Source organism: Phytopseudomonas straminea (genome assembly GCF_900112645.1).
GTDB classification, from domain to species: Bacteria; Pseudomonadota; Gammaproteobacteria; order Pseudomonadales; family Pseudomonadaceae; genus Aquipseudomonas; species Aquipseudomonas straminea.
The window spans coordinates 44694-67507 of record NZ_FOMO01000008.1 but is presented as its reverse complement, the minus strand read 5'-3'; the positions used below and the strand labels follow the sequence as shown (position 1 = coordinate 67507).

The window sequence follows — 22814 nt, the reverse complement described above, 5'->3', positions numbered from 1 at the left end:
CCCTCATCGTTCGCCCAGCAACCTCCGCCGATGCGTCAGCCATCGCCAGCGTTCAGGTGCTCAGTTGGCAGCAGGCCTACTCCGGCCTGATCCCGGATCAATACCTTGGTGCTCTGCAAAGCTCGCTCTCACGGCGAGAGCCTTTCTGGTGTGATGCCATCGCCGCGGGGCGAACGTATTTGAGCCTCGCCTGTGTGAATGAACAAGTGATCGGTTTCATTGCCATCGGCGCCTGTCGTGACGAGGGCGCAAGCGCTGGGGAGATGGGGGAAGTCACTGCTTTCTACCTGTTGCCACGATACTGGCGAACCGGTGCCGGTCGTGCCCTGTGGACGGCAGGTCTGCGCAGCCTCGTCGAGCACCGCTATCGCCAGGCCATCCTCTGGGTACTGAGCGAAAATACCCGGGCCCGGCGCTTCTACGATCAGGCCGGTTGGTCGCCCGAGCCTGACAGCGAGCGAAGTTTGCTGATCGGCGGGGCGAGCCTGCGGGAAATTCGCTATCGCTCGCCGATGCTCAGCTCAATGCCTGGCCGATGATCTCGTCCAATTCTCTGTAAACCCTCATCCCTTTATCTTGCGCCAACGCCACCAGCCTGTCTGCCTGACCGGACGGCCCCGCCAAACGCAGCACTGCATCACAGCGGCTGAGCAACAGTTGTCCGTAGCGCTCGGTATCCACCGGTGAATTGCCCTGCGTCGGCCAGGTTGCCGTGACTGGCAGGTGCCCGGCCTGCAGCAACCTGGCCGCGCAGCACTGCACTTCGTCATCGGCGCCAGCGATCAGGATCATCTGCGGCGCGGCGGGCATCAGCGTTTTCAGGTACTGCAGCAGGATGATGGTCTTGCCGTCCATGATGCGGCCGTCGTCGACCATCGCCAGGGCCTCGGCGAAGGGCAGTTCCAGCACCTCGATGTCTTCGCCTTCCTCGGCCAGCCCGCCACCGTCGGTGACGCGGTCCTCGGGCTGGTATTCGCCAACGAAGAAGTGCACGCGCTCGGTCACCGAGCCCGGGCTCATGAAGGCCTCGAAGATCTTGCGTACCGATCTCACGCGGTAGCCGGTTTCTTCCTCCGCTTCCAGGCGGATGCGTTCCTCGGGGCTGGCATTGTCCAGCAGGCCGGCGGCCGCTTCGATCAGGTAGCCGTCGTGCTCGTTGACGAACGCCGGGATGCGAAATTGCCGGGTGAGGATCACTGTGCGCCGGGCCCGGTTGTACAGGCCGATGGTGGCACCATTGCCGCGGTCGTACACCTCGCGGGTTTGCGGCTGCCAGCTGCCGTCGCGGCGCTGCAGCTCGAAGTCGATCTTCTTCAATACGTACCAATTATCCGAAAGCAGATGCTGCTTGAGGATGCGAACGTTGGGGCTGCTCACCGGCAGTGTCCTCGCGGGCCATCAGAGCGCTGCAGTGTTTCACAATCAAATGACCACCCCAAGTGCCGCGCCAGCTGCCACAATCGGTCAGACGTGATCGGGGCTTGCAGGCAGGGCGCACAATGGCGGAAAGACGCAGTTTCAGCGAGACGCTGCAGGGGCAGAACCTGCGCTTCGTGGCCGCGAAGAAGGATGCCTCGCGGCAGACTCGCGTGGGCTTTCTGCTGCAGGAGCACTTTTCCCTGCCGGCCTTCACCCAGGCGCTGGACGTGCTGGTCACCGCCAACCTGATCGACCGCGGGCTGTTCGTCACGCGCACCTTCAGTCTCGACGGCCAGGCGGTGACCAGTGATCTGGGCATCGTCATCTGCCCGGACGCCGAGCTGACCGGCCAGGAGCTCGCAGAGCTGGATCTGCTGGTGATCTGCGCCGGCCTGCGCACGCCGCTGCGGCCGATTCCCTCGCTCAGGCAACTGTTGCGCACTGCTGCCGACAAGCAGGTGGCGCTGGCCGGTTTGTGGAGCGGCGCCTGGTTCATCGGCCAGGCCGGGTTGCTCGATGGCTACCGCTGCGCGATCCACCCCGAGCACCGTGCCGCCCTGGCGGAGATCGCCCGGCACAGCCAGGTGACCGCGGAGAGTTTCGTGGTCGACCGCGACCGGCTGACCGCGGCCAGCCCGACCGGGGCGTTCCACATGATTCTGGAGTGGATCGGCACGTTGCATGGCAACGATCTGGTCGAGGGTATCGTCGGCATCCTGGCGTTCGAGGAATCGCGTTACAAGCGGGTCAAACCGACCCTGCACGCGAAGATGAGCGAGCCGCTGCGCACGGTCATCAACCTGATGAGCGCCAATATCGAGGAGCCGCTGAGCACCGATCAGTTGGCTACCTACTCGGGGCGCTCGCGGCGGCAGATCGAACGGCTGTTCCAGCAACAGCTCGGCACCACGCCAGCGCGTTATTACCTGGAGCTGCGCATCACCGAAGGGCGCCGCCTGCTGCAGCATTCGGACCTGCCGGTGCTGGACGTCAGCGTGGCCTGCGGCTTCGTCTCGCCGAGCCATTTCAGCAAGTGCTACACGGCCTATTTCGGCAACTCACCGTCCAGGGAAATCCGCCACGGCAACGTGAAGTCGCGTTAGGGCGCTGCTTTAGTTGCCCTGAAACAACAGCGAAAGGGTCGTGCGTAACCAGCGGTTGCCCGGGTCCTGGTGGTAGCGGGCGTGCCAGTGCTGCTTGACCAGAAAGGTGTCGATCGGGAACGGGCAGGCGAGCACCCTCAGGCTGTGAGCACCGGCGAGCGTTTCGCCGATATGGCGCGGCAGGGTGGCGATCAGATCGGTGCTGCCGATCACGGCGCCCAACCCGAGGAAACCCGGTAACTCCAGGACGATCTGCCGCTCGATGGCATTGCGCGCCAGGGCCGCTTCCAACAGTTTCTGGCCGGTGCCGGCGCTGACGAACACATGGCTTTCACCCACGTATTCATCGAGCTGCATTACATCGCCAATGCGCGGGTGATTGGGGCTGACCAGGCACACCCAGTCCTGGGGGAACAGCACCTGCTGGTAGATACCTCCGCCCAGCCAGGGCACGAAGCCGACTGCCAGGTCGGCCTCGCCGGTTTCCAGGGCGCGTTCGGTGTTGCCGTCGATACGTGCGACTTCCAGGCGGATGCCCGGCGCGTCCCGGCGCAGCAGTTCGAGAATCTTCGGCAGCAGGGTGATATGGCTGGCGTCGCTCATGCACAGGCGAAAGCGCCGCTTGGCGCTGGCCGGGTCGAAGCCGATTTCCCAGGCGGTCAGCCGGCGTAGCGACTCCAGTACCTCGCGGCACGGGGTGATCAGCGCTTCGGCCTGGGGCGTGGGCGCCATGCCGGTGGGCGTGCGCACGAACAACGGGTCGCCCAGTTGCTCGCGCAGCTTGCCCAGCCACAGGCTGATGGTCGGTTGGCTCTGGCCCAGCTGCTCGGCGGTGCGGGTCACGCTGCGGGTGTCGTACAACACGTCGAACAGGTGCAGCAGCTTGGGTTCGGGCAGGGCGTCTGTCTGGATCATTATTTAATTTTCTGATAGCGCTATTGATTCCATTGTATAGCTCAACAATGGGGGCGTGTTTAAGGTGAGGAAAAAAGCAGGAGCGCCTCATCTTGAAAATCTGCATCCTCGGGTCCGGTGCGCTGGGCAGCACCTTTGGCGCCGCGCTCAGCGAGGCCGGCCATGAAACCTGGCTGCTCAACCGCGCTGGCGCACATATCGACGCCATCCGGCATAACGGCCTGGCGGTGATCGAAGACGACGTCGAGCGCAGCGTGCGCATCAATGCCACTTCGCGTGCAGAAGAGGTCGGTGCTGTCGACCTGCTCATCGTGCTGGTCAAGTCGTTCGCCACCGCCCGCGCCATCGCCGATGCCGGCGCGCTGGTCGGCCCGCAGACCGTGGTGATGTCGCTGCAAAATGGTCTGGGCCACGAGGATCTACTCGCCGAAGCGGTCGGCCGCGACAAGGTGATCGCCGGCAAGACCTACGTGGGCGGCGTGCTGCTGGCGCCCGGGCGTATCCGCTGCGGTGTGGACGGCAAGCAGACCTACATCGGCGAGCTCGATGGCCAGGTCAGCGCGCGCGTGAGCCATATCGCCGAGGTGTTCCGTGGCGCCGGCCTGGATACCACGGTCAGCGAAAATATCCTCGGCACCATGTGGGACAAGCTGCTGGTTAACGTCTCCACCGGCGCGCTGACCGGCATCACCATGCTCACCTACGGTCAGCTCTACAGCGAGCCGCTGCTGCGCGAAACTGCCCTTGCCGCGGTGGCCGAAGCCATCGCCGTGGCACAGGCGGCGGGTGTCACCCTCAGCCTCACCGAGCCGGAGCAGGCCTGGAACCTGGCCAGCGCCGGGCTGCCGGCCTCGTTCAAGACCTCCATGCTGCAGAGTCTGGAAAAGGGCTCGATCACCGAAATCGATTTCATCAACGGCGCCGTGGTGCGGCTCGGCCAGCGCCATGGCATCGCCACGCCCGTCAACGCCACGTTGGTGGCCTGCATCAAGGGCATCGAACGGGCAATGGCCGATCAACAACAAGAGGAAACCAAGCGATGAGTATTCCCAAAGCCTATCTGGAGCACGTGGCCTTCTGGGTCAGTGATATCCACTGGTACATCAAGTTCTTCCACGACGTGTTCGGCATGACCATGCGTGAGGTGCACGGCACGCTCGAAGCGCCGACCCAGTACTGGACCCTCGGCGGCATGCAGTTCATCAGCCAGCCCGGCTTCGCCGGCCCGGAAGGGCGCATGGGCCACCTTGGCATGATGTGCGAGGACATGGAAGCGGCGCTGGCCGCTGCCCTGAGGTTCGAAGGCGTGACCGCGATGCCGCAAGGGCGTAACTGGCTGCGCTTGCCCGATGGCCTGGCCGTGGAATTCATCCAGGCTTCGCCGGCCAGTGCGGTGGTCGAAGCCCTGGCGGTGAATGCCCGCGTGGAGGTGTCGGCATGAGCATTGTCGAGAAGTACTGGGACGATGCCCTGGAGGGCGACGAAGCCATCACCCCCAGCTACACCGTGACCAAGGAACGCATCCTGGCCTACGCCGACCTGACCGGCGATCACACGCCGGTGCACGTCGATGAGCAATACGCCAAGGCCAGCCATTTCGGCGGCCTGGTCGCCCACGGGCTGATGGGGCTATCCATCGCCGATGGCCTGAAGACCCAGTGCGACTACCGCTTCCTGCCCGGCATGTCGCTGGGCTGGACCTGGGATTTCCTGCTGCCCATCCGCGTCGGCGACGTGCTGCACGTGAAGATGCGCGTCGGCTCCATGCGCGCCAGCAAGAGCAAACCGGGCTGGGGCATCGTGGTGCTGCCCTCGGAGTTGATCAACCAGAAAGGCGAGGTGGTGCAGCGCGGTGAACACCGCCTGATGGTGCCGCGCCGGGAGGCCACCGTATGAGCCAGCCGCTGCCGCTCAAAGGCATCCGCGTCATCGATTACAGCCATTTTCTCGCCGGCCCTTATGTGGGCCGTTGCCTGGCGGCCCTGGGCGCCGAGGTGATCAAGGTCGAGCGGCCGGGCAGCGGCGACGCTGGCCGGCAGCATTCCTTCATCCTCGACGACCAGCAGAGCGGCTACTTCCTGCAGCTCAACATGGGCAAGCAGGGCGTCAGCGTGAACATGAAGGACCCGCGCGGCAAAGCCTTCATGCAGAAGCTCTGCGACAGCGCCGACGTGTTCATCGAGAACTATCGCCCTGGCGCGCTGGACAAGCTCGGCCTGGGTTACAAGGAGCTCGCCGAGCGCAACCCGAAGCTGGTGTATTGCTCGATTTCCGCCTACGGCCACACCGGCCCGGATGCGCATCGGGCGGGTTTCGGGCTGATCGCCGAGGCCAAGAGCGGCATCATGCAGATGGTCGGCACGCCCGGTGAAGCGCCGCCGCTGCTGCGCATTTCCCTGGGCGACATGTACACCGGCATCCACGCGGTGGCGGCCATCAATGCCGCCCTGCTGGGCCGGGTGAACAGCGGCAAGGGCCAGCACATCGACATGGCGCTGTACGACACCCTGGTGTCGATGCACGAGTATGCGGTGCAGTGCTACACCCTGTCCGGCGGGGAAATCCTGCCGCAGCAGACCGGCCATGACATGCCGACCTCGACGCTCTACGGCGTATTCCGCGCCGCCGATGGCGACCTGGTGATCGCTGCCCAGGTCGACGATTCCTGGAAGCGCTTCGCCGCCCTGGTCGAGGCCGACGCTGGCGTTGCCGGGTTCAGCGGCGACACGCGCTTCCACACGCTCAACGGGCGCAACGAACACCGAGAGGAAATCCTCGCCGTCGTGCGTCGCTGGGTCGGTGCCAACCCGGTGGCCCGCCTGCTGTCGCTGCTCGACGAGGTGGACGTGCCGAGCGCCAAGGTGCAGCGCATCGACGAAGTGGTCAACGACCCGCAGATCCAGGCGCGCGGCATGATCATGGAGCAGCAGCACCCGCGTTACGGCACCCTGAAATTGCCGAACCTGCCGTTCCGTTTTTCCGATTGCGATACCACGGTCACCCGCGTCGCGCCGGACCTGGGTGAACACAACGCACAGGTCGCCGCTCAGCTGGGCTTCAGCCTCGAGGAAATCACTCAGCTGCAGGCCGACGGTGTGTTGTACAGCCATGGAGACAAAGCATGACAGACCAATACGCTGTGATCGGTAACCCCATCGGTCACACCAAGTCGCCGCTGATTCACGGGCTGTTCGCCGAGAGTTGCGGGCAGCAGATCGCGTACACCGCCATCGAAGGTTCGACCAGCGACTTCGCCGGTGACGTGGCGCGTTTCAAGGCCAAGGGCGGGCTCGGCATGAACATCACCGCGCCGTTCAAGCTGCAGGCCTTCGAGCTGGCCACCCAGCCCAGCGAGCGGGCGCGCCTGGCGCGTGCCGCCAACGCCTTCAAGTTCGAGGGCGATGCGGTGCTGGCCGAGAACTTCGATGGCGTTGGCCTGCTGCGCGATATCGAGCACAACCTCGGCCAGCCGCTGGCTGGGCGCCGGGTGCTGCTGCTCGGTGCGGGTGGTGCAGTGCGCGGCGCCTTGCTGCCGTTTCTGGGCGCCGGCCCGGCGCGCCTGGTGCTGGCCAACCGCGACATGGCCAAGGCGCGGGTGTTGGAAAGCGAAGTGAATGATCCGCGCCTGCTGCTCAGCACCTATGAAGAGCTGGCCGGGCAGTCGTTCGACCTGGTCATCAACGCCACTTCGGCCAGCCTCATCGGCGAGTTGCCGCCGGTGCCGGAATCGGTGTTCGCCAACGCGGCGCTGGCCTATGAGCTGGCCTACGGCAAGGGGCTGACGCCGTTTTTGCAGGTGGCCAAAAAGGCCGGCGTAAGCACCCTGGCGGACGGTGTCGGCATGCTCGTCGAGCAGGCGGCCGAAGCCTTCGAGTGGTGGCGCGGCGTGCGCCCTAAAACCGGGCCGGTAATCCAGCGCCTCACCGTGCCGCTGGTGTGAGGGGGCAGACGATGAAAGTACTTATGCTGCACGGCATCAACCACAACATGTTCGGCAAGCGTGACCCGGTGCAGTACGGCACCATCACCCTGGCCGAAATCGATGCGCGCCTGGGCGAGCTGGCCGTAACCCTCGCCGTGGAAATCGAGAGCTTCCAGAGCAACTACGAAGGCGCCATGTGCGAACGCATCCACCAGGCCTTCCTGGAAGGTACGGACGCCGTGCTGATCAACGCCGGGGCCTGGACTCACTATAGCTATGGCATCCGCGACGCGCTGGCGATCCTTACCGTGCCGGTGGTGGAAATCCACATGTCCAACATCCACGCCCGCGAAGCCTTCCGCCACCACTCGGTGTTCGCCGACGTGGTGCGCGGGCAGATCAGCGGCTTTGGCGTGGACAGCTACCTTTTGGGCTTGCGCACCGCAGTGACGGCAGTACGCGGCGAATGAACTGGCCGCTCAGAACCTGTTCACGATCTTTTTAGGCGACATTAAATAGGCTGCTACAAGGCAGAAGCGGACATCGGGCGACCTCGTAGGAGGGGCTTTAGCCCCGAGCTTTTATCAAGGCAAACAAGAGCTCGGAGCTGAAGCCCCTCTTACAAAAGCCGCACATTTACCGACCGCTCCTGCCACTTAGCTGCCAAAGTCGTGAACGACTATGAACAGGTTCTCAGGGACGAGCGGCCCAGTTTCATTGCGCTGACGGGATCTGCTGGCCCCAGCGCGCCAACGCAAAGTCGACGAAGCTGCGCAGCTTGGGCAACTGATAGCGATCGGGCGAGTAGATCAGGTGCATCGGTCTGCTGGGCAACTGGTAGTCGGGTAGCAGCGCGACCAGTCGGCCGTCACGCAGATCCTGTTCGGCATAGGCATCGGGCAGCATGACGATGCCGCCGCCTACTGTGGCGCTTCTGTACAGCGCTGCGGAGCTGTTCATCACCATGCTGCCGCTTATCTCCGCGGTGACTTCACCTTCCGGCCCCATCAAGCGCCAGTGTTTGTCGACGCCACTCCAGTCATCGCCGGCGGGGTAGGCAAAGGTCAGGCAATTGTGCGCTTGCAGGTCTTGCGGCTGCCGGGGGACGCCACGGCGCGCCAGGTAATCCGGCGAGGCGCAGAGGGTCATGGTGTAGTCCTGCAAGGGCCTTGCGATCAGCCGGGCGTTGTCCTGCATGTTGCCCATGCGAATCGCCGCGTCGAAGCCGCTGTCGAGCAGGTCCACCCGCAGGTTGCTGAGCACCAGATCCAGCTTGACCTTGGGGTGCTGCAGCGAGAATTCGCACAGCGCGGGCGCCAACACTTCCGAACCGAAGGTCAGCGGCGCGGTGATGCGCAAGGTGCCTGAAGGCTCGTCCTGAGCCTGTTCGGCCAGGCGTTCGGAGGCGGCCACCAGCCCGAGCACTTCCAGGCAGCGCTGGTAATAGGCCGTACCGAACTCCGTCAGGCGCTGGCGCCTGGTGGTGCGCTTGAGCAGGCTCACACCCAGGCGTTGCTCCAGCGCCCGCAGGTGGTTGCCGACCATGGTGGTGGAGATCTCACATTCCTGGGCGGCGGCGGTCATGCTGCCGGTTTCCACGACCTTCACGTACACCGACATTGCCTGGAACAAGTCCATTATCAAGCCCTGGTTAAAGATGATTGAAGGATTACGGCGTTTATCCAGTCTAGGTGGCTAACGATACTGCAAAAAACACCTGATGACTTCCGGAGCCTCACGTCATGACCACCGACTGCCTGATGTCCACCTACAAGCCCCTGGCTCTGAGTTTTGTCCGTGGCCTGGGCGCGCGACTCTGGGATCAGGCCGGTCGCGAGTATCTGGATGCCGTGGCTGGCGTGGCGGTGACCAATGTCGGCCATTGCCATCCCTTGCTGGTCGCTGCCATCAGTGAACAGGCCGGCCTGTTGCTGCATACCTCCAATCTGTACAGCATCGATTGGCAGCAACGCCTGGCGCAGAAGCTCACTCGCCTGTGCGGCCTGGACCGCGCGTTTTTCAACAACTCCGGGGCGGAAGCCAACGAGACTGCCCTCAAGCTGGCGCGTCTGCATGGATGGCGCAAAGGTATCGAGCAGCCGCTGGTGGTGGTCATGGAAAACGCCTTTCACGGGCGCACCCTGGGGACCCTGGCTGCCAGCGATGGCCCAGCCGTGCGGTTGGCGTATGGCGCCTTGCCGGGAGATTTCGTCAAGGCGCCATTCGGCGACCTGCCTGCCTTCGAGCGCATCTGTGCACAGCATGGCCAGCGCATCGCTGCCGTGCTGGTCGAGCCGGTGCAGGGCGAGGGCGGTGTACAGGTGGCACCAAAGGGCTATCTGCAAGCGCTGCGCGAGCACTGCACGCGGCGCAACTGGTTGCTGATGCTCGATGAAATCCAGACCGGCATGGGGCGTACCGGGCAATGGTTCGCCTTTCAGCATGAAGGCATCGTGCCCGACGTCATGACCCTGGCAAAAGGCCTGGGCAACGGCGTGCCCATCGGCGCCTGCCTGGCCAAGGCTGGCGCCGCCGATCTGTTCACGCCCGGCAGCCATGGCAGCACCTTTGGCGGCAACCCGCTGGCCTGCCGCGCAGCCTGTACGGTGGTGGACATCATCGAGCAGCAAGGCCTGGTGCAAAACGCGCGTGAACAGGGGCTGCACTTGCTCGAACGGCTGCGCGAGGCGCTGAGCGGACACCCGGCGGTGGTGGCCGTGCGCGGCCTGGGCCTGATGATCGGCATCGAGCTACGCAAGCCGATCCCCGACCTGGTCACGCTGGCCGCTCGCGATCACGGCTTGCTGATCAACGTGACACGGGGCCAGACCATCCGGCTTTTGCCACCCCTGATCGTGGGTGCGGCGGACGTCGAGGCGATCGTGCAGGGCATCGCCGATACCCTGAAGGGCGCCGAGGACGTTCGCGAATGAGCGCCTCAGAACAACGGCCGCGCCGCCAGTTCCAGGCCGAGCAGGATCAGGAACGCCATGAAGCACTGCCGAAAGCGCACGGGGCTGATCCGTGCGCGCAGCCGCTGGCCCAGCCACATGCCGAGCAACGCCGGGACGATGGCCGCGGTTGACGTGCCGAGCTGCCTGACCTGAAACGCGCCGTGCCAGTAGAGGCCGATGGCGAGCGCCAGGGTGGACACGCTGAAGGACAGGCCCAGCGCCTGCACCAGCTCGTCGCGGCTCAGGTTCAGCGAGCCCAGGTAGGGCACCGCCGGCATCACCAATACGCCGGTCGCGCCGGTCACCACACCCGTCGCCAACCCCACCACTGGCGATAACCAGCGCTCCAGCCGCGCCGACACGCGCAAGGCCGGTGCGAGCAGAGCGTAGAGCGCGTATACGATCAGCGCGATGCCCAACCAGAACCCCGACCAGAGCGGAGTGGCCACCACCAGCAAGGTCGAAGCGGCCAGCGTGCCGAGCACGATGCACAGCATCATCGGCCACAGCCGGCGCAGCAGTGGCGCCAGTGCAGGGCCGCTGAACAGTTGCCAGAGGTTGGTCACGAAAGACGGCACGACCAGGATCGCCGCTGCTGCCGCAGGCGCCATCACGGTACCCAGTAACCCCATGGCCACGGTCGGCAGGCCCATGCCTGTCACGCCCTTGACCAGCCCGGCGGCGAGAAAGGTGCCGAGCAGAAACAGCAAGTAGAAGGTGGCGTCGTGCATGGGGCAAGGCTCGATTGAGTGACCTGTGCAATTGAAGCCGCTCAGGGGACTCGGCACAATGCGGAAAACTCAGTGCAGCCTTCGGCAAAACCAGAGGCAGAGAGGCTCCGATGCGACTCGATCTGGCAGATTTGCAGCTGTTCCTGTGCATCGCCGATGCCGGCAGCATTACCGCGGGTGCGCAGCGGGCGAACCTCGCACTGGCCTCCGCCAGCGAACGGCTGCGCAAGATGGAACGTGCCGTCGGAGTAGCCCTGCTGGAGCGCCGCGCCCGCGGCGTGACCACCACCGAGGCTGGTGAGGCGCTGGCCCATCATGCACGGCTGATACTGCGCCAGCAGGACACCTTGAAGGGTGAGCTGCTGGACTACGCAGCCGGCGCCCGAGGCACCCTCCATCTGTACGCCAATACCGCCGCGCTGACGGTGTTCCTGCCCAACCTGCTGGCGCCGTGGCTGGCCGAGCGGCCGCGCCTGCGCATCGAACTCAAGGAGCGCACCAGTGTGGATATCGTGCGCAACGTGGCCAGCGGCCTGGCCGAGGCGGGCATCGTGTCCAGCGCCGTCAGTGCCGAAGGCCTGCACCTGCAGCCGGTGGCCAGTGACCATCTGGTACTGGTCGCCGCGCCCCATCACCCGCTGGCCGATCGCCGCAGCCTGGCGTTCGCCGAGGTGCTCGGCGAAGCGTTCGTGGGGTTGGCCCAGGGCAGTGCGCTGCAGGATCACATCAACGAGCACGCACGGGTGGCCGGTCGGCCACTGGATGTGCGCATTCGCATGAACAGTTTCGAGGCGCTTTGCCAGATGGTCGCCCATGGCATCGGCCTCGGCATCCTGCCCCTAGGCATCGCCCGGCTGCACAGGCGCCGCCATGGCCTCAGGGTGATCGCCCTGAGCGACGCCTGGGCCCGGCGCGAGCTGTGCCTGTGCTTCAGGGATTGGAGCGAGTTGTCGATGCCGATGCGCAGCCTGCTCGGCCATCTGGGTGGCCATCCAGGCCCCGCTGAAGCGGGCTGGCCTGCAGGCAGATAACCGCCGAAATACGTCGATTGCTTCCCCGGTAAATACGCCTCCGCATCCACTATCGGTGGGCTTTTCAGCCCACTGCAAGGCAAAGAAAAATACGTTTTTTTTACGCGCCTGATGGTTTTTCGCCCTCGATAATTCGCCCACTTCCCAACGACTTTTCACACCTCGGGAATTTCTATCCGGGGAGCGAGCGATGAATCATCTCCATGCCAACTCCCAGCCTCAGTCACTGGTCTGCCGCGTCGACGTGGCAGGAAGCTCCGATGAATGAGGCGCCGCGTGTGCTGCTGATCGACGATGACAAGTCGGTGCGCAAACAATTGCGCACCGGCTTGGCGAGTCAGTCGTTCACCGTGCTGGAAGCCGCTACTGGTGCCAGGGGCCTGACGCTGGCGGCCAGCCAGGCGCCACACCTGATCATTCTCGATGCCAGCCTGCCGGACATGGACGCCAGCCAGGTGCTGCGCGAGTTGCGTGCCTGGTCGACGGCGCCATTGCTGGTGCTGTCAGCACGCGAAGGCGAGGAGGAGAAGGCGCGCTTGCTCGACCTGGGTGCCACGGACTACGCCGCCAAGTCCGTCGCCATTCAGGAATTCGTCGATCGCGCCCGGGCGCTATTGAGCAATGCGGCTCAGGCCCTGGTGCTGCAACCCGCCGTGCGTTCGGGGCATCTGCACGTCGACCTATCCCGACGCCTCGTGACCCTGCGTGGCGAAGAGGTGAGCCTGAGCCGAAAGGAATATGCCGTGCTGGAAATTCTGGCCCGTAACCACGGGCGCATCATCGCCGCCGAACATCTGATCCGCCTGGTGTGGGGTGCCAGCCACCTGGGCGACAGCCGCAGTCTGCGCACGGTCGTCGGCCGGCTTCGCCACAAGCTCCAGAACGGCGCCGGCAGCGTGCGGGTGATTCAGACCATCGTGGGCGTCGGCTACCGCCTCAACGCCAAGGAGTGTTGAGTGCAGCGCACAGCAACCACCGGCATACCTGAGACAGCGGGACGCCTTATCGGCTACGCCCGCGCCAGCCGCGACGAGCCGGATGCGCAGGCGCAGGTGCTCGCGCTCAAGGCCGAAGGCTGCGCTGAGCTTTACGTAGAGCAAGGCCAGAACGCCTGGCGCAGCCGACCCGAGCTGGCGCGCCTGCTGGATGCCATCCAGCCCGGCGACACATTGATGGTCACCCGGCTCGACCGCTTGGCGCGTAGTACGCGGGACCTGCTGGAGATCGCCGAACACATTCACGCCACCGGTGCACGGCTCGCCAGCCTCGCCGAGCCCTGGGTCAGCGGTAATGCCGCGGTGCTGGCGGTGTTCGCCGGCATCGTTGCCTTCGAGCGCTCACTGATCGTCGAGCGCACCAGCCTCGGCCGGGAAGCCGCCAAGGCGCGCGGCGTGCAATTCGGCGCCAAACCCTGCCTGGCCGAGGAGCAGATATGCCTCGCCAACCAGATGATCGCGCAGGGCAGCTCGGTCAGCGAGGCCGCCAGCAAACTGGGCGTGCACCGTTCGACGCTTTACCGGGCACTGGGGCGAGTGAAACAGGCGGCACGCTGAGCGTATATCCACTTGCCGTGCCTCAGCGTTCGGATGCGTGACTAACGCACCGGCCCGGCCGCTTGGTTTTACCGGTAGAGCAGGGCGGTGCTGCCTTGCATCGCCCGGCGATCAGGCGTTCTCGTTACCCGAGCGGATAAACGAATAACGGTCGATATCGGTCCGCAGCTGCCAGCCCTGGCTTTGCCAGTAATCGGCCGCTGCCTGGTTGGTCCTGAGAACGTCCAGATGGCACTTGTGAACGCCGACCGCCTCCAGGCTCGCCAAACAACGTTCCACCAAGGCATTGGCGATTCCCTGGCGCCGATAGTCCGGGAGCACCAGCAGATGCTGCAGATACCCGCGCCGCCCGTCATGCCCGCACATCACGCAGCCGCACAGCACGCCCTCGACCGCGGCCACGAAACTCATACTAGGGTTACGCTGCAGATACCGCGCGGTCGCTTCTCGCGAGTCGGCATCGCGTAGCGAAATCCCGGGTGTCGAGCGCATTAGGGCGATGACGGCATCGTAATCGGCCAGGGTCATTTTGCGGATTCTGAGCATTGGGGCGGCCTCGGTCTAGGATGTTGTGACGGCGGTGTGGCATTGATGAGTGGCGGTGGGGGGTCAGAAGATGCGCGTTTGGCGGAAGTAAGCTCTAGCTCTCGTCTGCTTTCGGCCAGAAGTGGACATTCGAGGTCGGAAGGTTCTCTCCGTGCGCAATGAAATAGCCTGCAATGCTGCCGGGTTGAATCACCCCTGAGAGCCACGTTAAAATTCTGCTCACTATGGCGTGTGCTGCGTGCGCCCGGGGTTAGCCCCGTATACGGAGAACGATTAGTCGTTTTCCGTGAGGCTTTCCAGAGACATGCAGCAGTCCAACTTTTCATGGCAACGCCCCGCTTCTTTGAAGCTCCGCTGGGTACATCCTGCCAACTCAACATTCCGCATTCATACCGCTGACCAGCGTACTTCCTGGCCAGCGTTTCGCTGTATCCGCTATTTAACGGCTGCGTGCTCTGCGCGATACAGCGCCAGTTTTCATTCGCTAAAGGAGAATCCTGCGTGACCCAATCGTCATCCTCCCTAAGGCAGTCGGCGCTCAAGCGCTTTCTCGCTAGCGAGGCATCCGGTGGCGTACTGCTGATGATCGCGGCCGCAGCCGCCGTGATCGTTGCCAACAGCCCGCTTGCCAGCACCTACTTGCACCTTCTCCATGCTGAAACAGGCCCTATGCTCAGCGACAAGCTAGGCCCTATGACTCTGCATCTGTGGGTCAATGACGGCCTCATGGCCATCTTCTTTCTGCTGGTTGGCCTGGAAATCAAGCGCGAGCTGGTAGATGGACGTCTATCTTCTTGGGAGCAGCGCCGGTTGCCGGCCTTGCCAGCTCTGATGGGTATGGCAGTGCCGGCAGTAATCTATCTGACGCTAACCCAGGGCGACCCTCTGTTGACTAATGGCTGGGCCATTCCCGCCGCTACCGACATCGCTTTTGCCATCGGTGCCCTGGCTCTGCTGGGGCGCCATGCACCGCTATCTCTCAAGCTGATGCTGGTTTCCGTGGCTATCATCGATGACATGGGTGCAGTGGCCATCATTGCAGTCTTTTACACCTCCTCAATCAACCTAATGGCGCTGCTCGCAGCAGCAGTGACCATCGGCGTGCTGTTCGTGCTCAATCGCATGCGAGTGATGGTGCTCTGGCCTTATCTGATCGGCCTGGCCCTGCTTTGGTACATGACTCTTCTCTCAGGAGTGCATGCCACCATTGCAGGCGTCGTGGGTGCATTTCTGATTCCCTACATACCTTCACTTGGAGAGCCGGACGCCGCTAACTCGCCCTTGCACCGCTTGGAGCACGGCATCGCACCATGGGTGGGCTTCTTGATCGTCCCCGCCTTTGGCTTCGCCAACGCAGGAGTATCCTTCGCAGGCTTTTCCATGGCGGACCTTCTCGCGCCACTGCCGCTTGGCATCGCAGCAGGACTTTTTATCGGCAAGCAACTAGGGGTGTTCGGCGGCGTACTGCTGGCGGTGAAATCAGGTTTGGCGGCCAAGCCTCGCGGCTGCACTTGGTTGCAGATCTATGCGATATCGATGCTCTGCGGGATTGGCTTCACCATGAGCCTTTTCATCAGCGGCCTCGCTTTCCCTGGCCACCCTGAGTTAGTCGAGGAATCCAAAATCGGAATTATGCTGGGCTCGCTGCTATCCGCCGCTGTGGCTTGCCTGATCTTGCGCCTTGCACCCAAAGCGCAGGATCAGTTGCAGGAGGAGGAGCAACAGAAAGTCGAGATTCAACAGGACGGAGACGTGCAACGGATCTGATCCCGATGCCGAAAAGACCCGTCACAGACGGTTCTTTTCGCTGGGCTCTACGAGAGTTTGGCAGCCACGTAATAGCCGGCGAAGCTCATCAGCAACGAGCCCAGCACGTGTGTTGTTATTGTGACCGCCGCCCACCCTAAGCGCTCCTGCTGAAGCATGAACATCACTTCGGCAGAAAACGCGGAAAAGGTCGTCAGCCCGCCACAGAAACCAGTGGTGATCAGCAACTTCCACGCTGGGTCAAGATTCGGAAAACGGGCAAAAAACGCCATCGCCATTCCAATGATGAATCCGCCGATCAAGTTGACCATCAGAGTGCCCAGCGGCAGATTCGGAAACAGGTGGTTGAGCTTCATCGATAGAAGCCAACGACTCACGCAACCGAGAGATCCGCCGATGATGACGGCAAGCAGAGAACTATACATAGGCTTTCCAAAAGAGGGACTGGTACTGGAAAGCGCGCAATAACCTACGGCCCTTTCCAGGGTTCGTAGGCATCATTAGCCAGAGGCGGTTTGAGGAGGAATGCCATCTCCTTAACCAGATCTTAGTTGCAAATACATGCTAGATAAAGTGGTGCCAATGGCCGCTTTCGGCCGAAAGCAGGCACTAGCTACTGGTCTCAAGCAGCCTTCATTACCTCTCCCTAACTTCCCAACCGCAATACCGACCAATCACCTTCCCGGCGACCCGAAACCCAACCATACTCAGCAGGCCACGCCACCACTCCTCATTCCACCTTCACACAAACCAGTCTGCGGTCCACGAGCCGTAGCCGTTGGGAGATCCATTTGCTGACCGTTCCGATGGATCTCACCGCCGATGACCGCCTGTCTCATGTGCTCAGTGCCAGCGAGCGGCTGGCGATGGCGGCTTCGCTGGACGAGGTGGTTGCCATCCTGCGTGATACCGCGCGGGCCACGGTGGGCGCCGAGGGCATTGCTGTGATCATCGAGCAGCAGGGGCGCTGCGCCTATGTCGCCGAGGATGCGGCTTCACCACTTTGGCAGGGCCAGGAATTCGCGAGCGATGCGTGTGTTTCCGGTTGGTCGATGCTTAACCGTGAGACGGTGGCGATCCGCGATGTGCGCGACGATACGCGCGTTCCGCAAACGGCCTATACGGCAACCTTCGTGCGCAGCCTGGTGATGGTGCCCATCGGCCGGCCTGCACCTGTCGCGGCACTTGGCGCTTACTGGGGCGATGTGCGTGACCATCATCCCGATACCATCGCGCGGTTGGAAAGCCTGGCACGGCTGGCGACCATCGCCATCGAAAACGCGCGCCTGACCCAGGCGCGCAATCGCGAGACGGCCATCGGCGCTGCGCAGCACCGCATTCTGGAGCTGGCAGTCGCGGAAACGGCGCTCAGTGACACGCTCGACGGCGTCGTCCACGAAGTGGACGCGTTGTCCGTATCGGGTTTTCTGGGCGGCATCCTGCTGCTCAACGAGGGTGGCGAGCACCTGGAGCATTGCGCGGGGCCGAGCCTTCCCCGCGCCTACAAAGAGGCCGCCAAAGGCATCGCCATTGCCCCGAGCACCATCACCGCCGCGGCTGATATCGGTGGCGACCCTGATTGGGCCGCCTTGCGTGAGCTGGCCGGCAGGCATGGGCTGCACATCTGCTGTTCGATCCCGATCCGCTCGGCACAGGCTGCGCTGCTCGGGGCCTTCGTGCTCTATCACCCCAAGTGCCGCGAGCCGCTGGCGGCTGATACCGAGATCATCGACTTCGTGGTGCACACCGTGGGGCTGCTCGTGCATCGCACCCGCGCGGATTCGGCGATTCGTATCAGCGAGGCACGTTTGCGCCTGGCCGTCGACCATGCCGATGTGGGTTTCTGGGATGTGGATTTCGTGGACAACACGCTGGTCTGGCCGGTGCAGACCAAGACGATGTTCGGCATCTCGCCCCATGTGGATGTCACCCTGCAGGACTTCTATGACGGCTTGCACCCCGATGATCGTGAAGCGACGATTGCCGCCTTCACCGCTGCAGCCGACCCCGACCGACGCGCACTTTATGAGGTCGACTACCGCACCATTGGCCGCGAAGATGGCATCGTGCGTTGGGTTGCGGCCAAGGGGCGGGGCGTGTTCGACGCCGCGGGCAAGTGTTTGCGAGTGACCGGCACCGCCATCGACATTACCGCCCGCAAGGTGGCCGAGGAGGAGCTGCGCGAGCTTAACGACACCTTGGAAAAGCGCGTCACCGCGGCCATCGCCGAGCGTGAGGAAGTCCAGAAAGCGCTGCGCCAGAGCCAGAAGATGGAGGCCATGGGTCAGCTCACCGGCGGTGTTGCCCATGACTTCAATAACCTGCTAACGCCTATCGTCGGCACGCTGGACATGCTTCAGCGCCGCGGTGTGGGCGGCGAGCGCGAGCAGCGGCTGATCTCTGGCGCCATGCAGTCCGCCGAGCGTGCCACAACGCTGGTGCAGCGGCTGCTGGCCTTTGCGCGTCGGCAACCGCTGCAGACTGTGCCGGTCGATGTGGCCAAGCTGGTCAGCGATATGGGCGACCTGCTGGCCAGCACCACCGGGCCGCAGATCCGGGTGATCGTCGACGCGCCGGACAATCTGCCTGCGGCCATCGCCGATCAGAACCAGCTGGAGATGGCGCTGCTCAATCTTTCGGTGAACGCCCGCGACGCCATGCTCGAGGGCGGCACCATCCGTATCTCGGTGAGCCTGGCGACTGTCGACGACGGCCACCGCTGCAAACTGCCAGCGGGCGAGTATCTGTGCCTGTGCGTCGCCGATACCGGCACGGGTATGGAGGCGGCAACCCTGGCCCGCGCGGTGGAGCCGTTCTTTTCCACCAAGGGTGTGGGCAAGGGCACCGGCCTGGGCCTTTCCATGGTGCATGGGCTGGCCTCGCAATTGAATGGCGCGCTGACCATCCAGAGCGCGCCTGGGCTCGGCACCAGTGTGGAACTGTGGCTGCCGCGCAGCCTCGCCGAGCCAGCCGCTGCGCTGCGCCTGGTCGAGGTCGTCGAACCGGGACTGACCCGCGGCACTGCGCTGCTGGTCGATGACGAGGAACTGGTGCGCACCAGCACCTCGTACATGCTGGCCGAGCTGGGGTATCGGGTGATCGAGGCTGGCTGCGGCGAGGAAGCCATGCAGCGGGTGGCCAGTGGCGAGCCTTTCGACCTGTTGGTTACCGACCACCTGATGCCCGGCATCAACGGCACCGACCTGGCCCGGCTGGTGCGCGCCTCGCGCCCTGGCATCGACATCCTGCTGGTGTCCGGCTATGCCGAACGCGAAGGTCTCGACCCGGAACTGCCGCGGCTCACCAAACCGTTTCGCAAGAGCGAGCTGGCGGCGAGCCTGGCTCGGCTGCGCGGCGAGTCATGGGAGGAGGCGCCCGAGGCGCAAGCCGTGGCGCCCTGAGCCAGCGGCTCGCACTGCCACGTGACGGCAGGGGCGTATCACTGCCAGTCAGACCGGCCTGTCCCGTTCTTCCTGCCTTGGGGCTGCTGGTGCCGTCAAACGAATGATCTGCCTGGCCAAGAATGCCCCGGTGAGGATCACACCGAACAATCTCAGCGTTTGCATGGCCAGGACCAGGCCCGCGTCGGAGTGGGTTTCCACCGCGATGATCGCCATTGCATCCAACCCGCCGGGACTGGTCGCCAGGTACATCGACAGGAAGTCCGCTCCGGTCAGCGCAGCGAGCAGCCCGGCGAGCCCGGCGCAGAGCATGATCAGCACCAGGGCGCCGATGATCATCGATGGCAGGCGCCGCCAGACGTAGCGCAGGGTTTCGCGATCGAAGCGCAAGCCGATGTAGCAGCCGATGGCTCCATAGCCGAACGCCAGCAGCTCGCTGGGCAGGGTGATGGTCAGAAGGCCGGCCAGCTGCAGTGCGGCGCCGAGCAGCAAGGGCACCAGCAGCGCCCCGGCGGGCAGAAACGCACCGGCTGCAACGCCGGCCAGGATCACGCCGATACCCAGCACCAAGTTCCCATGGCTCGCCACTGCTGCGTTGGCGATGGCCTGGCTCACCCCGGTCGTCGCGCCCAGCAGGTGGCTGACCAGCGCGCCTACCATCACCACGCACACCACTCGTACGTACTGCATGGTGGCCACCAGACGCGAGTCGGCGCCGTAATCTTCGGCCATGGCAACCATCGCCGATGCCGCGCCGGGCGCAGTTCCCCAGGCGGCGGTATGGCCGGGGATGCCGCCGAACCGCACGGTACCCAGGCCCACCAGCGCACTCAGGCAGACCGTCAGCACCGTCGCCAGCAGCATGATGTGCCAGGAGGTCGCCAGCGACATCAGCACCGACCAGGTCATGGTATGGGCGACCAGCAGCCCAACGCAGCCCTGGCCAAACCGGAAGACGTTCTTGTGCAGGCGCAGCCCCGCACCACACACACCGAACACGATGGCCACCAGCATGGGGCCCAGAAATAGGCCCGCCGGCACCTCGACGGCATGCAGGGCTTGCCCGGCAACCGCGGCGCTGAGGCTCAGAGCGAGCCAGCGCAGTGCCTGGCCGGACGATGTGAGAGGGGGATTGGGCGCTGACATGGGCATCCTGTAAATCACGCGCGTGAACGCTTTGATGCAAATTATCGACAGGCCAATTCATCACGTCTATTTTCTAATTTTTCTTAAACGATAACTTTTGTGAATGAATTATGGATCTGCGTGACCTCGGTTATTTCGAAGCTATCGCCGAAATTGGCCATCTGGGCCGGGCTGCCGACAAGCTCAATCGCAGCCAGCCGGCCCTGACCAAGAGCATCCAGCGGCTCGAGGAGTCACTGGGTGCGCGGCTGTTCCAACGTGAGGGGCGGGGCATCAAGCTGACCGAGGTGGGCGAGCTGCTGCTGATCAGAAGCAAACAACTGCAGATGAGCGTTTCCGAGACACAGCGCGAGGTGCGGGACCTTGCCAACGGCCTGATCGGCAACGTGCGCCTGGGGTGCGCAGCCAGCATGGCCGAGTATCTGCTGCCGCAGTTGGCGGCTTCGTTGCTGGAGCGCGCTCCCGAGGTGCGGCTCAGCCTGTCGATCGCGCAGGACGACGTGTTGAAAAACTCGCTGAAATCCGGGCAATTGGATGCAATCATCAGCCCATTGCATGCCGAGGATCCGCAGTTCGTCACCTACCCGATCCTGCAGGATGAAGCGGTGGTGGTGGCCAGCGTCGATCATCCGATTTTCGCCGCGCCCTACGGCCTTGCCGATCTGACCCGCTACCGCTGGATATTGCCGTCGCCAGCGGTTTCGTCTCGGCGTTGGGTGGACAACGTGTTCGCCGCCCACAAGTTGGCCGCACCCGTAGTGCAGATCGAGACCAACACCATCTCCATGCTTCCCAGGCTGATCGCCCGCACCAACCTGCTGAGCTTTCTGGCCAGGGAGACGCTGCAGTTCAGCCAGGGCATGAACCGGCTACGGGAAGTGCAGTTGCCGGAAACCACCATGCAGCGAACCGTAGCGGTGACGGTCCGAGCAGAGGGCTATCTGCCGTCGGCGGCGGCTACCCTGGTCTCGATGCTGCGTGAAAATGGCCGTCAGTTCTTCAGTGGCGACTGAGCGACGGTCGAATAGGCAAGCGCCGTTGCCAAGGTCTTTTGGCGGCCGCTATCCGCTGCGCGAAAAAGAGTTTTCAGCTGATGCTTGACGAGGGAGAACGATCGTTCTACCTTTGGGCCATGAACAAGACTACGACCGATACACGCGAAAAGATCCTGGCCACCGCCGAGCAGCTTATCTATCAGAACGGCATCCATGCCACCGGCATGGACCTTCTGGTGAGAACCTCAGGCGTCGCCCGGAAAAGTATTTACCGCTACTTCGTAACCAAGGACGAAGTGGCCGAAGCTGCGCTGAAAGCCCGCGATATCCGCTGGATGTACTGGTTCAGAACCGAGTGCGACAAGGCGGATACACCCCAGGCGCGCATCCTGAGCATGTTCACCGTGCTCAAGGGCTGGTTCGAATCCGAGGGTTTCTGCGGTTGTGCGTTCATCAACACGGCAGGGGAGGTGGGCGACCCCGATGACCCCATCCGCCAGCTCGCCAAGCTGCACAAACAGAAGTTGCTGGATTACACGCTCGAGTTGACCGAGCAACTGGATATCGAGCAGCCGCAGGCGTTGGCCAGGCAGTTGCTGGTATTGATCGAGGGCGCAATCACCATGGCACGTGTGATGGGTGATTACAGCGCCGCCGACAGCGCAAGGGACGTTGCGCAGCTGTTGTTAAAACAGGCCTCGCCCTGACGGCCTGAGCTTCAAAGACGCTACCCCGACCGATCTATCCACGTTGCCTGGAGGCACTACCATGTCCGATGCCCAAACTCGCCCGCCACTTCCTCCTTTCACCCGCGAAACCGCCATCGAGAAAGTGCGACTCGCCGAAGATGGCTGGAACAGCCGCGATGCCGAAAAAGTCTCGCTGGCCTACACGCTGGACACCAAATGGCGTAACCGCGCCGAGTTCGCCACCAACCGTGAAGAAGCCAAGGGCTTTCTCACCCGCAAATGGAAGAAGGAGCTGGATTATCGTCTGATCAAGGAGTTGTGGGCCTTCACCGACAACCGCATCGCCGTACGCTACGCCTACGAATGGCACGACGATTCGGGTAACTGGTTCCGCTCCTACGGCAACGAAAACTGGGAGTTCGAGGCCGATGGCCTGATGCACCGCCGTTTCGCCTGCATCAACGACATGCCCATCAAGGAAAGCGAGCGCAAGTTCCACTGGCCGCTCGGCCGCCGCCCGGACGATCACCCAGGCCTGACCGAGCTGGGCCTGTAAGCGCGGGCTCGTCGGATAGAAAAAGCCCCCAACGGCAGTGCCGGTTGGGGGCTTTTTTACAGCTGCGAATTGCACGGTGATTCGCT

General features: G+C 63.6%; 24 protein-coding genes and 1 riboswitch. Of the genes, 17 read left to right on the top strand and 7 right to left on the bottom strand.

All coding sequences use genetic code 11. The features are described from left to right. Positions 1-56: 56 nt before the first annotated feature. Complete coding sequence (locus tag BM279_RS18140; protein ID WP_167363169.1) at positions 57-539, top strand: GNAT family N-acetyltransferase; 483 nt, start codon at positions 57-59, stop codon at positions 537-539. Here BM279_RS18140 and BM279_RS18135 read toward each other — a convergent pair. Beyond that, complete coding sequence (locus tag BM279_RS18135; protein ID WP_093506008.1) at positions 517-1377, bottom strand: NUDIX hydrolase; 861 nt, start codon at positions 1375-1377, stop codon at positions 517-519. The two genes, BM279_RS18140 and BM279_RS18135, sit on opposite strands and share 23 nt — an antisense overlap. Before the next feature lie 122 nt (positions 1378-1499). Here BM279_RS18135 and BM279_RS18130 point away from each other — a divergent pair, with 122 nt between their 5' ends. Continuing rightward, the gene (locus BM279_RS18130; RefSeq protein ID WP_093506006.1) at positions 1500-2522 is read left to right on the top strand and encodes a GlxA family transcriptional regulator; all 1023 of its coding nucleotides are present in this window, start codon (positions 1500-1502) and stop codon (positions 2520-2522) included. 9 nt (positions 2523-2531) lie between these two features. Here BM279_RS18130 and BM279_RS18125 read toward each other — a convergent pair whose 3' ends face one another. Continuing rightward, entirely contained in the window at positions 2532-3437 is a 906-nt protein-coding gene (locus BM279_RS18125; protein WP_093506004.1) for a LysR family transcriptional regulator, read from the bottom strand. 92 nt (positions 3438-3529) lie between these two features. Between BM279_RS18125 and BM279_RS18120 the strand changes: the two genes are divergently transcribed. From BM279_RS18120 to aroQ, 6 genes are read left to right on the top strand one after another with little or no spacing between them, the layout of a single operon-like run. After that, positions 3530-4480 (top strand): ketopantoate reductase family protein, encoded by a 951-nt coding sequence (locus tag BM279_RS18120; protein ID WP_093506002.1) that lies wholly within the window; start codon positions 3530-3532, stop codon positions 4478-4480. Then, positions 4477-4878 (top strand): VOC family protein, encoded by a 402-nt coding sequence (locus tag BM279_RS18115; RefSeq protein WP_093506000.1) that lies wholly within the window; start codon positions 4477-4479, stop codon positions 4876-4878. The genes BM279_RS18120 and BM279_RS18115 overlap by 4 nt, the downstream gene beginning before the upstream one ends. Beyond that, the gene (locus BM279_RS18110; protein ID WP_093505998.1) at positions 4875-5333 is read left to right on the top strand and encodes a MaoC family dehydratase; all 459 of its coding nucleotides are present in this window, start codon (positions 4875-4877) and stop codon (positions 5331-5333) included. The genes BM279_RS18115 and BM279_RS18110 overlap by 4 nt, the downstream gene beginning before the upstream one ends. Beyond that, positions 5330-6562 (top strand): CaiB/BaiF CoA transferase family protein, encoded by a 1233-nt coding sequence (locus BM279_RS18105; protein WP_093505996.1) that lies wholly within the window; start codon positions 5330-5332, stop codon positions 6560-6562. The genes BM279_RS18110 and BM279_RS18105 overlap by 4 nt, the downstream gene beginning before the upstream one ends. Continuing rightward, positions 6559-7377, top strand: coding sequence for a shikimate dehydrogenase (aroE, locus tag BM279_RS18100; RefSeq protein WP_093505994.1), 819 nt, complete (start codon positions 6559-6561; stop codon positions 7375-7377). The genes BM279_RS18105 and aroE overlap by 4 nt, the downstream gene beginning before the upstream one ends. An 11-nt stretch (positions 7378-7388) precedes the next feature. After that, a complete protein-coding gene (gene aroQ / locus BM279_RS18095) occupies positions 7389-7829 on the top strand; it encodes a type II 3-dehydroquinate dehydratase (protein ID WP_093505992.1) in 441 nt (146 codons plus the stop codon). A gap of 244 nt (positions 7830-8073) precedes the next feature. Here aroQ and BM279_RS18090 read toward each other — a convergent pair whose 3' ends face one another. Next, positions 8074-8997 carry a LysR family transcriptional regulator gene (locus BM279_RS18090; RefSeq protein ID WP_093505990.1) on the bottom strand — a complete coding sequence of 308 codons (924 nt, stop codon included), beginning with the start codon at positions 8995-8997 and terminating at the stop codon, positions 8074-8076. 104 nt (positions 8998-9101) lie between these two features. Here BM279_RS18090 and BM279_RS18085 point away from each other — a divergent pair, with 104 nt between their 5' ends. Then, complete coding sequence (locus BM279_RS18085) at positions 9102-10292, top strand: aspartate aminotransferase family protein (RefSeq protein ID WP_093505988.1); 1191 nt, start codon at positions 9102-9104, stop codon at positions 10290-10292. A gap of 5 nt (positions 10293-10297) precedes the next feature. On the opposite strand, the gene BM279_RS18080 is transcribed toward BM279_RS18085, so the two are convergent. Then, a complete protein-coding gene (locus BM279_RS18080) occupies positions 10298-11044 on the bottom strand; it encodes a sulfite exporter TauE/SafE family protein (RefSeq protein ID WP_093505986.1) in 747 nt (248 codons plus the stop codon). 110 nt (positions 11045-11154) lie between these two features. On the opposite strand from BM279_RS18080, the gene BM279_RS18075 reads away from it, so the two are divergent. The 3 genes from BM279_RS18075 (at position 11155) to BM279_RS18065 (ending at position 13628) form a co-directional block, all read left to right on the top strand. Further along, positions 11155-12075 carry a LysR family transcriptional regulator gene (locus BM279_RS18075; protein WP_093505984.1) on the top strand — a complete coding sequence of 307 codons (921 nt, stop codon included), beginning with the start codon at positions 11155-11157 and terminating at the stop codon, positions 12073-12075. A gap of 260 nt (positions 12076-12335) precedes the next feature. After that, complete coding sequence (locus BM279_RS18070; protein ID WP_093505982.1) at positions 12336-13031, top strand: response regulator transcription factor; 696 nt, start codon at positions 12336-12338, stop codon at positions 13029-13031. Further along, positions 13032-13628 carry a recombinase family protein gene (locus BM279_RS18065; protein WP_093505980.1) on the top strand — a complete coding sequence of 199 codons (597 nt, stop codon included), beginning with the start codon at positions 13032-13034 and terminating at the stop codon, positions 13626-13628. A 111-nt stretch (positions 13629-13739) separates the two neighbouring features. Here the strand turns inward: BM279_RS18065 and BM279_RS18060 are convergent, their stop codons facing one another. After that, positions 13740-14174, bottom strand: coding sequence for a GNAT family N-acetyltransferase (locus BM279_RS18060; RefSeq protein ID WP_093505978.1), 435 nt, complete (start codon positions 14172-14174; stop codon positions 13740-13742). A gap of 501 nt (positions 14175-14675) precedes the next feature. On the opposite strand from BM279_RS18060, the gene nhaA reads away from it, so the two are divergent. Continuing rightward, the gene (gene nhaA / locus BM279_RS18055) at positions 14676-15941 is read left to right on the top strand and encodes a Na+/H+ antiporter NhaA (protein ID WP_093505976.1); all 1266 of its coding nucleotides are present in this window, start codon (positions 14676-14678) and stop codon (positions 15939-15941) included. A 47-nt stretch (positions 15942-15988) separates the two neighbouring features. Here the strand turns inward: nhaA and crcB are convergent, their stop codons facing one another. After that, complete coding sequence (gene crcB, locus BM279_RS18050; protein WP_093505974.1) at positions 15989-16366, bottom strand: fluoride efflux transporter CrcB; 378 nt, start codon at positions 16364-16366, stop codon at positions 15989-15991. 59 nt (positions 16367-16425) lie between these two features. After that, positions 16426-16486, bottom strand: a riboswitch (Fluoride riboswitch). A gap of 246 nt (positions 16487-16732) precedes the next feature. Between crcB and BM279_RS18045 the strand changes: the two genes are divergently transcribed. Further along, a complete protein-coding gene (locus tag BM279_RS18045; RefSeq protein ID WP_244154186.1) occupies positions 16733-19342 on the top strand; it encodes an ATP-binding protein in 2610 nt (869 codons plus the stop codon). A gap of 48 nt (positions 19343-19390) precedes the next feature. Here the strand turns inward: BM279_RS18045 and BM279_RS18040 are convergent, their stop codons facing one another. Beyond that, a complete protein-coding gene (locus BM279_RS18040; RefSeq protein ID WP_093505972.1) occupies positions 19391-20488 on the bottom strand; it encodes an AbrB family transcriptional regulator in 1098 nt (365 codons plus the stop codon). Positions 20489-20598: 110 nt separating this feature from the next. Here BM279_RS18040 and BM279_RS18035 point away from each other — a divergent pair, with 110 nt between their 5' ends. From BM279_RS18035 to BM279_RS18025, 3 genes are all read left to right on the top strand, one after another. Next, entirely contained in the window at positions 20599-21501 is a 903-nt protein-coding gene (locus BM279_RS18035) for a LysR family transcriptional regulator (protein WP_093505970.1), read from the top strand. 119 nt (positions 21502-21620) lie between these two features. Beyond that, entirely contained in the window at positions 21621-22190 is a 570-nt protein-coding gene (locus BM279_RS18030) for a TetR/AcrR family transcriptional regulator (protein WP_093506241.1), read from the top strand. A gap of 61 nt (positions 22191-22251) precedes the next feature. Continuing rightward, positions 22252-22728, top strand: coding sequence for a nuclear transport factor 2 family protein (locus tag BM279_RS18025; RefSeq protein ID WP_013790358.1), 477 nt, complete (start codon positions 22252-22254; stop codon positions 22726-22728). Positions 22729-22814 lie beyond the last annotated feature (86 nt).